Raw genomic sequence first — 9,457 nt, 5'->3', positions numbered from 1 at the left:
GTGGTCGGTGGTGCGCTCGTCACGAACGACGAGGAACTCGACACCGCGTTCGCGTTCCTGCAGAACGGGGCAGGCGCGGTTCCCGGCCCGTTCGACGCGTTCCTCACCCTGCGCGGCATCAAGACTCTCGCCGTCCGCATGGAACGCCACTGCGACAACGCCGAGAAGATCGTCGAGTTGCTGTCGGGCCACAAGGCTGTCACCAAGGTCCTGTACCCGGGCCTCGACTCGCACCCGGGTCACGAGTACGCCGCCAAGCAGATGCGCCGCTTCGGCGGCATGATTTCGCTCCGCCTGGCCGGTGGGAGGCAGGCAGCGCTGGACTTCTGCAAGCGCACCGAGATCTTCACCCTCGCCGAGTCGCTCGGTGGCGTCGAGTCGCTGATCGAACATCCGGGGGCGATGACGCACGCCTCGACCGCCGGGTCCGCGCTCGAAGTGCCCGACGATCTGGTGCGCCTGTCGGTCGGCATCGAGGATGCCGCCGACCTGCTCGCCGACATCGAGCAGGCCCTCGGCTGACCACTGCCACACCTGGAAAGGCGCCCTTCCGGGGGCGCCTTTCCGCTTTCCCGCAACCGCTGGTGTGGAGTTGCCTAGGCTGGATCGATGAGTGCGGGCGGAGAGACGGTCGGTGTCGAGCAGATCCGTGACGCCGCGGCCCTGCTCGAGCCGGTGGTGCGAAGAACACCGATGCTGGCGTCGCGCGCGCTCAGCGACCGGGCCGGTGTCCCCGTCTCGTTCAAATGCGAAAACCTCCAGCGCACCGGGTCGTTCAAGCCGCGCGGCGCCTACAACCGGATCGCGCGGCTCGATGCCGACGAACGGCCCCGCGGGGTGGTGGCCGCCAGCGCCGGTAATCACGCGCAAGGTGTCGCGTGGGCGGCCACGCAGCTCGGGATCACATCGACGGTGTTCATGCCGATCGGTGCGGCCCTGCCGAAGCTGGCGGCGACCCGCGCGTACGGTGCCACCGTGCACCTCGTCGGTCACACGATCGACGAATCGCTGTCTGCGGCAGAACAATTCGCTGTGGACACCGGGGCAGTGTTCATCCACCCGTACGATCACGTGGACATCGTCGCGGGCCAGGGCACCGTCGGGCTCGAGATCGTCGAGCAACTCCCGGACGTGAAGACGGTGCTCGTCCCCACCGGCGGTGGGGGACTGCTCGGGGGCGTCGCGGCGGCTCTGGCCGCGGTGCGTCCAGGCGTGCGGATCATCGGTGTGCAGGCCGAAGGCGCGGCGGCATGGCCCCGCTCGCTCGACGCCGGGCGTCCCGAGCGGCTGTCCACGATGTCTACCCTCGCCGACGGCATTGCCGTGGGATTGCCCGGCACCGTGCCGTTTCCGTTGGTCCACCGCCTGGTCGACCGGGTCGTCACCGTCAGCGACGACGCCCTCGCGCGTGCACTGGTGCTGTGCATGGAACGGTCCAAGCTCATCGTCGAGCCCGCCGGTGCGGCCGGAATCGCTGCGCTGATGAGCTCGGACCTCGCTCTGGACGGTCCGGTCGCGGTTGTGCTCTCGGGGGGCAACATCGATCCGCTGGTGCTCACCCATGTCATCGGACACGGACTGCGCGTGGCCGGCCGCTACCTGTCGGTGCGGGTGGCGATCCCCGACCGGCCCGGAGCGCTCGGCGCGCTCCTCGGGGTGGTCGGTGACGTCGACGCCAGCGTCGTCGACGTCGTGCACTCGCGGACCACCGGAAAACTCGCCCTCGACGAGGTGCAGGTCGCGCTGACGCTGGAGACCCGCGGTCCCCAACACCGCCGCGATGTGCTCGAAGCGCTGGCCGCGGCCGGATACGTCGTCCGGATCGAATAGCGGTCCGCCTCGCGGTCGCTGTCTCGTATCCTGTTGGAGCCGAAGGGATTCGGATCATGGTGCGTGCTGCGTGGCGACGAGAGTCGAAGGTGTGCTGCGGGTCTGCAGGAGATCGAAGCCGCCCGGGCGATGTCCCGTCCCGAATCTGTCTTCGGGCACCCGAAAGGAGTCCCCGTAGGATCGCGCATGTGACCGACACCGAGTTCGCCGACCGTGCCCTTCTCGATCTTGCCCTCGGCCTGCTGCGTGAGCACGGCCCCCTTACCACCGAGGATCTTGCGGAGCATCTGGTCGCAGAAGGATTCGAGGACACCGACGATCTCGTCGACCGGCTCGAGGATCTGCCGGACCACCCTCTGCTCGATTGGGTTCCGGACGGGCGTTGCGTCGCGCTCGATGCGCTGCTGGAAGGTCGCTGTCTCACTCTTCGGCTCACCGCGCGGGAGATCGCGTCCGATGTGTTGCCGGTCGCCGACATCTCTCCGATGCTCGTGCTCGCTTCGGACGACGAGTCCGAACTCGTGTTCACCGAACAGGACCCAGAGCGCCTGACCGAACGCGGGATCTCCTTCGACGAGACGGTCGGCGCCGAGGTGCTCGTGTTTCCTGCCGGCACGTTCGCCGAGCGTGCTCCGGGAGACGTCGTCGTATTCACGGCGTCGGGTGGGCGGGTGTCGCACGCCTTCATCGGCGAGATCGATCATGATCCGGTGCCGGCATTGATCCGCGCCCTCGAACAGCACTGCGCCGACGGTGAGGCCGCGAACCTCGAGGACGTGGTGCTGCAGACCATGGCAGACGCGCCCGGCGCCTTCACCATCGCGACCGTGCCACTGACCGAGATGCTCGAGCCGGCGGGGTACGAGAGGATGGGCGATCTCGTGGCGCCCCGCGGGTTCGACTTCGAGGGGTACATCAGCCGTTCGATGTTCGACGCGTACGCCGACCAACTCGGCATTCCGGTCCAGGCCGTGCCCGGCGTCGCACTGTTCGCGTCGCTGGTGGACGCTATCGACCACGGGGACGACGCAGATCTCGAGGCTCGGTTCGCCGAAGGAAAGTCGCGGCTCTACGAAGCGCTGGCCGATCCGGATGTTGCGGCGACGGTCCTCGACGAACTGTTCGATCAGGATCTCGCGCCGGGCGCAATCGAGCGTGCCGCCCTGTTCGTGCTCGAGCGCGGACCGCGGCGTGCAGCGGCCGGTGTGCTCTGGTTCGCCGGGCGCGCGGCGGAGGCCGACGCGAGGATCGGCGATGCGGAACGCTATTACGAAAAGGCCGTCGATCGGGACGCCGAGTTCGATCTGGCGCTGGTCGATCTGGCCCGGTATGCCTCCGACCGAGGCGACGCGGTCCGGAGCCTGTCGCTGCTCGCCCGCGTGCCGGGTGGCGATGAGCATCCGCTGTACGGCCTGGTGCAGTACTTCCAGCCGGCCGAGCGGCCGGGCCTGGGTCGAAACGATCGCTGTTGGTGTGGGTCGGGCCGCAAGTACAAGGTGTGTCACCTCGGCAAGGCGGATCATTCGCTGGAGGAGCGCACACCTTGGCTGTATTTCAAAGGCCGCCAGTACCTGACGGAATTCTCCTGGGCCGACGAGCAATTCACGTTGGCCGAGGCACGCGCCGGTTACAGCGACGACGAGGACGCGGTGATCGAGGCGCTGGGCGACCCGCTGATCGACGACGTGCTGCTCTTCGAAGGTGGCGGCTGGGCCGAATTCCTGGAACGTCGTGGCGAACTGCTACCCGCCGACGAGCGTGAGCTCGGAGAGCAGTGGTTGCAGGCTCGACGGTCGGTGTACGAGGTGGAGGGTGTCGGGGCGGGGGAGATGCTGACCCTTCGGGATGTGCGCACGGAGGAGCGACGAGAGGTCCATGCGCCGGTGGTGGCATCGGAACTGGGCGCCGGAGCGTTGCTCTGCGTGCGCGTCGCATCCGTGGGAGATCGTTCGCAAATCGTCGGTGGAGCGACGGTGATCTCGGTGGAGCAGCAAGAGCCGCTGCTCGCATTGCTCACTGCCGACACTGTGGACCCGGTGCAGCTCGTCGAAGTGCTGTCGAATCCCTTCGAGCAGCCCTAGCGCCACGATCACCCTTGCGCTGGGATTCGGCCATGAAACATGCGGACGCCCCCGGCTCCTCTGGTGGATTCCGGGGGCGTCCCTCGATCGAAGGCGCTCAGCCGTAAGTGTTGTCGGCGTCGTACCTGTTGTCAGCCGATGCTGACGGTTGCTCCACCGGAGAACATCGAGTCATGCAACTCGAGGGTCTTCGGCTGAGCGTCGGCGGGAATATCGAAGACTACGACTACCGACGCGGTGTTGCCGGGGTTGATGTCGCCAATGGTGAAGTCGTCGTTGGCGTAAATTTCCGCTTCCGTATCGTTGGCGAACTCGCGACCTTGGACATCGATGAGTTTCTGGTTCGATCCGAAGTAGGACTGGGCCTTGTCGCCGATGTTCTTCACGTCCACATGCACGAATACGAATTGCCCTTGCGGAACCTTGTTCGCATAGGGATTGTCGCCGGCCTGGGTGATTGCAGTCTCGACTTCCGTTACCGTGAAAGCGAACTGGCCGTCTCGGACTTCGGCGCCGATACCGACTGTGGATGCGTCGGTGTCCTGGGAACTGCTGCCATTTCCGCTGTTTCCGCCGGTGCTGGTCGACTCTTCGCTTTCACCGTTCGAAGAGACCGCGATGATGACGAAAAACACCGCGATTGCGGCCAGGATCCAGGGCCACTTCTTCCGCTTCTTCGGCGGCTGGGGCTGAGGCGTTCCGTACTGCGGCGGGTACTGACCTCCCTGCGGCGGGTACTGCCCTCCCTGTGGTTGCTGCCCGTACGGGGATTGCGGAGGTTGAGTCATCGTAGGCAGTCCGTTCTGAAGTGGCGTGTCTTCTTGTTCCCTTCTTCGATTCGTGTTTGTGGTTTGTTACAAGGACGTTGCAGGCGTGAATGTTTTGTAACAAATCAATCGCGATCCACTTTCGCGCATTCTCGAGTGAACGCGCGGTGCGGGACGGGACGCGCCGAATCGTCGATCATGAAGAGAAAGATCTTGAACGAGGACGTCACATCAGTGTCTTGCGCCACCTGCGCCACACCAGAATCAAAACTGTAACGCGTTCCTAAATATATGTGATATCAATCTAGAGAACACGTACCGGTGATGGATGTCACAAGTACGGTGAATGCGTTCGGCAATGGGATGTGGGGGTTGCGTATGTCGGTCGACCCGTCTGCGGTCATCGTGGCAGTGGCTACGGCAGCGAGTGCCCTGGTGCAGGGAGCAGACATACCGGCAGAGATAAAAGATCAGGTCAATCAGGCGATCGAATCATTCGAGACGACGGCTCCGGAGACCGACCGGCAACTCGAGGAATTTGTCGCCTCGCTACCCGAACCGATGCAGGCGGGAGCGCAGCAGACAGTCGCGGACACCACCGAATCGGTCGCGGCGGCAATCGAACCGCACCTGCCCGCGGAGGCCGTCGCGGAGTTGCATCCGCAACCGGAACCCCCTCCGCTACCGCCCGCGGCGCCGGCACCCCGGCCGAACGCGTGGGGGATCGTTCCGAGTCCTCCGCCCGTGCAACAACCGGTCGGCCCGCTCCCGGGAAGCGTCGTCCCCGGTACCGGTGTCGCACTTCCGTCGGTCCCGGCGATTCTTCCCGGCACGGGCCTCGCTCCCATCGGCGCCATTGCCGTCTTCGCGCCCTGGCTCAAGAAGGCCGGCTCGATCTGTGAAGGCATCACGGCCCCGGTGCTTGCAGCCCTCTACTCGGCCGAGAACGGCTTCCGGTACGGACCTACGGCCCCGGTGTCGCCGGTAGGCGCGAAGGGTCCGGGACAGTTCATGCCCGGAACATGGGACGCCTACGGCAAGGACGCGGACGGCGACGGCAAGGCCGATGTCCTGGGTATCGCCGATCCGGTGATGGCGTCGGGGCAGTATCTCTGCGACAGCTACAAGCTGATCGAGGGTTGGAAGCAACGTGGGCTGGTGGAGGGCGACACTCTCGACCTCACCTTGGCCGCGTACAACGCCGGTGCCGGCGCGGTGCGCAGGTCCGGTGGTATGCCCTCGGGGTCACCGGACTACGAGAATCAGACCAAGCCGTACGTCGCCAAGATCCGCGCCACGGAAGTGGCGTTCGCGCGACTGCTGTCGCCCTTCCTGGGGCTGGGCATCGGCATGGGCGCGCTCAGCGACACGGGCAACCGCGTCGTCGACCTGGCGTTCAAGTTCCTCGGACTGCCGTACGTGTGGGGCGGTGGCAACATCAACGGGCCGTCCGGTGGCGGCTTCGACTGCTCGGGTCTGACGTCGTACGCGGTGCACGCCGCGACCGGCATCGCGTTGCCGCGCACCTCGGAGACCCAGTGGCGCGTCGGTACCGAGATTCCACTCGCGCTGGCCCGGCCCGGCGACCTGCTGTTCGGCAACTGGCAGGCTGCGGGCCCCGGACACGTGGCCATCTACATCGGCGGCGGGCAGATGGTGCATGCCCCCACTACGGGCGACGTGGTCCGTGTCGGGGCCGTCTCTCCCGACATGAAGGCACGCCGGATCTTCTGAGCAGCGCAGACCGGCTCTCTGGAAGCCGCGAATCGACACGAAGGCCCGGCCGGAATTCCGGCCGGGCCTTCGTGACGTGTTCGTCGCTCAGCCGCGGTACGGCTCTGCGCTGACCAACGTCACCTTCATGGTGGTGCCGTTGGGCAGGTTGTATTCGCGGGTCTCGCCGACCTTCGCCTCGAGGAGGGACTTGCCGAGCGGAGAGCTGGGCGAGTACGTCTCGAGCTCACTGTTCCGCGCGCCCTCTTCACGGGTCGCGATGAGGAACGTTTCCTTGTCGCTCTCGTCACCGTCGTAGTACACCGTGACGACCGAGCCGGGGAGTGCGACACCGGACTCGGTGGGGGCGACACCGACCTTCGCGGTACTCAACAGTTCCTGCAGCTGGCGGATACGCGCTTCCTGCTGTCCCTGCTCCTCGCGCGCCGCGTGGTAACCGCCGTTCTCCTTGAGGTCACCCTCTTCGCGCCGCTCGTTGATTTCGGCCGCGATGACAGGACGATTCGCGATGAGCTGATCCAGTTCAGCCTTGAGTCGGTCGTACGACTCCTCTGTCAGCCAGGTCACCTGGGTCTCGGTCATCCTCGATCACTTCCTTCGGGTTGGAGCCCCCGGCTCCGTGGACAAGTCGTGCACGTGCAACGACCGCGACAGCACAGTCCCCGTTGGCTCCCCCAGAAAGTGGTGAACGGGACCGTACTGTTTCCTATGCAGCAATACACGGCCCCAATGGGTGGAACCGTGTATCCGACCATTCTAGCACCACTACCAGTGGCCGCCTGCTGATCGCAGCCGCCTCGGGCTGCGACGATCAGGCGGGATCAGGGTGCGCGCAGGTAGTCCGGAACGTTGAAACTGCAACCGTAGATGTCGCCCATGCCGGGTCGCTGGGATGTCTTCACCGTGGAGGCCAGCACTACCGTCGACGAGTCGGAAGCGGGAACGAAGATTTCGCGCCGCCCGGTCTCGCTGCCGTCCCTCGACCGTGCCCGGATGACACAGACCGCGTCCTGCGACGGGTCCTTGCGCGTCACCTTCAACTGCATATCCAGAGTGGAATCGTCGATGATGTCGAACGACACCACTTCGGACTCGATCTCCGCGGTCCCTCGCTGCTGATACAGCACAACCGTCAGCAGCACGCCGGCGAGGAGTCCGAGGACGGTGAAACCCCACCGCTTGCCGCGGCTGGACCTGCTCTTCGAGGGGTACCGGTCGGACGGATAGCGGTCGTTCGTGGAGGTGTCGCGCATCACTTTGCTTTCCTGCCCGGGCAGGTGGACCGGGGATGCCGTGGGGGCACGGCTGACGGAGGAGTTGTCAGGTGGAACTATAGGGGAAGGACCCGAACGGCCCCGCGTAGGCGGTGGTGGGGGTGGTCACGACGATGCACACGACGGTGAGGTGGAGGAAACACGTGAGCGGACTACGGCTCATGGCCGTGCATGCCCATCCCGATGACGAGTCGAGCAAGGGTGCCGCTACCACGGCCCGCTATGCAGCCGAGGGGCACGACGTCCTGGTCGTCACTCTGACGGGTGGCGAACGCGGCGACATCCTCAATCCTGCGATGGACGTGCCCGGCATCCGTGAGCGCATGGACGAGGTTCGTCGCGAAGAGATGGCCGAGGCCGCCCGCATCCTCGGCGTGCAGCACCGCTGGCTCGGCTTCGTGGACTCCGGGCTGCCCGAGGGGGATCCCAAGCCGCCGCTACCAGAAGGTTGCTTCGCGGTCATTCCGCTCGACGAGCCCACCCGCAAGCTCGTCGAGGCGATCCGCGAATTCCGGCCGCACGTGATGACGACCTACGACGAGAACGGCGGCTACCCGCACCCCGATCACATCCGCTGCCACGAGGTGTCGATGGCGGCGTACGAGGCTGCGGCCGACCCCTCGTACCACCCGGAACTCGGCGAGCCGTGGGAAGTGCTCAAGGTCTACTACTCGCACGGCTTCATCCGGAAACGCATCGAGTTGTTCCGCGACGAATACGAGCGTCGCGGCGAACCGTTCCCGATGGAGCAGTGGCTCAGCCGGTGGCGCACCGAGCAGGGCGACCTGATGGCCCGCGTGACAACCCAGATAACCTGCGGTGATTACTTCCCGTACCGGGACGACGCATTGCGGGCCCACGCGACACAGATCGACCCCAACGGGTCGTTCTTCGCGGTGCCGTTGGACATTCAGCAGAAGGTGTGGCCGACCGAGGAGTTCGAGTTGGCCAAGACCCGCGTACACACGAAGATCCCCGAATCGGATCTGTTCGCGGGCATCGAGGACGGACAGGTGAGATGACCCTAGGCACATTGACGGTGGCGGTCCTTGCGCAGGACCCGACCGGCCCCGAGTTCGGCAAGGCCTCGCCGCTCGGTCTCGCCTTGATCGTCGTGTTGCTCGTCGCGACAGCTCTGCTCATCTGGAACATGAACAAGCGGCTCGGCAAACTGCCCGAGACATTCGAGCCCGAACACCCCGAACCCGATCAGGCGGCCGACGAAGGCACGGTGCGCGGTGTGGCCGGTGACGGTACCGAGCCGGAGCGGGCCACGGTCGACCCCGAGCAGCCTCCGAAGACCGCGGGTTGATCCGGAGCCGTACACCCGCGACGTAGCGTGGGTGTATGGCGAACCGACTGGCCTACTCTCTGAGCCCCTATCTGCGCCAGCACGCCGACAATCCGGTGCACTGGCAGGAATGGGGCGATGAAGCGCTCGCGGAGGCACGCGACCGGGATGTGCCCATCCTGTTGTCCGTCGGCTACGCGGCCTGCCATTGGTGCCACGTCATGGCCCACGAATCCTTCGAGGACGACGCGACCGCGGCTGTCATGAACGAGCACTTCGTGTGCATCAAGGTCGATCGGGAAGAACGCCCCGACATCGACGCCGTGTACATGAACGCCACGGTCGCCATGACCGGACAGGGCGGGTGGCCCATGACGTGTTTCCTCACGCCCGACGGCGCCCCGTTCTATTGCGGCACCTATTACCCGAACGTTCCGCGCTCCGGCATGCCGTCGTTCACGCAGTTGCTCACCGCGATCA

The 9,457-nt window shown here is 65.7% G+C and carries 10 protein-coding genes; 7 read left to right on the top strand and 3 right to left on the bottom strand.

The genetic code is table 11. The features are described 5' to 3' along the window. The 3 genes from Q8814_RS21730 to Q8814_RS21720 all read left to right on the top strand — a co-directional run. Positions 1-522, top strand: a 522-nt coding sequence (locus Q8814_RS21730) for a PLP-dependent transferase (protein WP_330154059.1), incomplete at its 5' end; no start/stop codon positions are given. Positions 523-609: 87 nt separating this feature from the next. Further along, on the top strand, positions 610-1,830 hold the full coding sequence (gene ilvA, locus Q8814_RS21725; RefSeq protein WP_330154058.1) for a threonine ammonia-lyase: 1,221 nt from the start codon (positions 610-612) through the stop codon (positions 1,828-1,830). 188 nt (positions 1,831-2,018) lie between these two features. Further along, positions 2,019-3,911, top strand: coding sequence for an SEC-C domain-containing protein (locus Q8814_RS21720; RefSeq protein WP_330154057.1), 1,893 nt, complete (start codon positions 2,019-2,021; stop codon positions 3,909-3,911). A 131-nt stretch (positions 3,912-4,042) separates the two neighbouring features. On the opposite strand, the gene Q8814_RS21715 is transcribed toward Q8814_RS21720, so the two are convergent. Further along, positions 4,043-4,546 (bottom strand): DUF4352 domain-containing protein, encoded by a 504-nt coding sequence (locus Q8814_RS21715; protein ID WP_330154056.1) that lies wholly within the window; start codon positions 4,544-4,546, stop codon positions 4,043-4,045. Between the two features lie 510 nt (positions 4,547-5,056). On the opposite strand from Q8814_RS21715, the gene Q8814_RS21710 reads away from it, so the two are divergent. Then, the gene (locus Q8814_RS21710; RefSeq protein WP_330154061.1) at positions 5,057-6,412 is read left to right on the top strand and encodes a C40 family peptidase; all 1,356 of its coding nucleotides are present in this window, start codon (positions 5,057-5,059) and stop codon (positions 6,410-6,412) included. An 87-nt stretch (positions 6,413-6,499) separates the two neighbouring features. Here the strand turns inward: Q8814_RS21710 and greA are convergent, their stop codons facing one another. Both greA and Q8814_RS21700 read right to left on the bottom strand, forming a co-directional pair. Continuing rightward, positions 6,500-6,994: a transcription elongation factor GreA gene (gene greA / locus Q8814_RS21705; RefSeq protein WP_330154055.1), complete on the bottom strand. Its 495-nt coding sequence runs from the start codon at positions 6,992-6,994 to the stop codon at positions 6,500-6,502. Positions 6,995-7,233: 239 nt separating this feature from the next. Then, on the bottom strand, positions 7,234-7,665 hold the full coding sequence (locus Q8814_RS21700) for a DUF4307 domain-containing protein (RefSeq protein ID WP_330154060.1): 432 nt from the start codon (positions 7,663-7,665) through the stop codon (positions 7,234-7,236). 164 nt (positions 7,666-7,829) lie between these two features. Here Q8814_RS21700 and mca point away from each other — a divergent pair, with 164 nt between their 5' ends. The 3 genes from mca to Q8814_RS21685 all read left to right on the top strand — a co-directional run. Then, the gene (gene mca / locus Q8814_RS21695; RefSeq protein WP_330154054.1) at positions 7,830-8,708 is read left to right on the top strand and encodes a mycothiol conjugate amidase Mca; all 879 of its coding nucleotides are present in this window, start codon (positions 7,830-7,832) and stop codon (positions 8,706-8,708) included. After that, the gene (locus tag Q8814_RS21690; protein ID WP_330154053.1) at positions 8,705-8,998 is read left to right on the top strand and encodes a hypothetical protein; all 294 of its coding nucleotides are present in this window, start codon (positions 8,705-8,707) and stop codon (positions 8,996-8,998) included. The genes mca and Q8814_RS21690 overlap by 4 nt, the downstream gene beginning before the upstream one ends. Positions 8,999-9,033: 35 nt before the next feature. Beyond that, positions 9,034-9,457 (top strand): thioredoxin domain-containing protein (locus Q8814_RS21685; protein WP_330154052.1); only part of this gene is annotated, 424 nt, incomplete at its 3' end.

It is taken from the genome of Rhodococcus chondri (assembly GCF_036327435.1).
GTDB lineage: Bacteria > Actinomycetota > Actinomycetes > Mycobacteriales > Mycobacteriaceae > Rhodococcus > Rhodococcus chondri.
The sequence above is the reverse complement of the archived record's forward strand: the minus strand, read 5'-3'. Positions and strand labels throughout refer to the sequence as shown.

What these genes read in the sequence shown, in the direction of transcription:
- ilvA (WP_330154058.1), top strand. Translation starts at nt 610, where the DNA reads ATGAGTGCGGGCGGAGAGACGGTCGGTGTCGAGCAGATCCGTGACGCC.
- Q8814_RS21710 (WP_330154061.1), top strand. Translation starts at nt 5,057, where the DNA reads ATGTCGGTCGACCCGTCTGCGGTCATCGTGGCAGTGGCTACGGCAGCG.
- greA (WP_330154055.1), bottom strand. Translation starts at nt 6,994, where the DNA reads ATGACCGAGACCCAGGTGACCTGGCTGACAGAGGAGTCGTACGACCGA.
- Q8814_RS21700 (WP_330154060.1), bottom strand. Translation starts at nt 7,665, where the DNA reads ATGCGCGACACCTCCACGAACGACCGCTATCCGTCCGACCGGTACCCC.
- Q8814_RS21690 (WP_330154053.1), top strand. Translation starts at nt 8,705, where the DNA reads ATGACCCTAGGCACATTGACGGTGGCGGTCCTTGCGCAGGACCCGACC.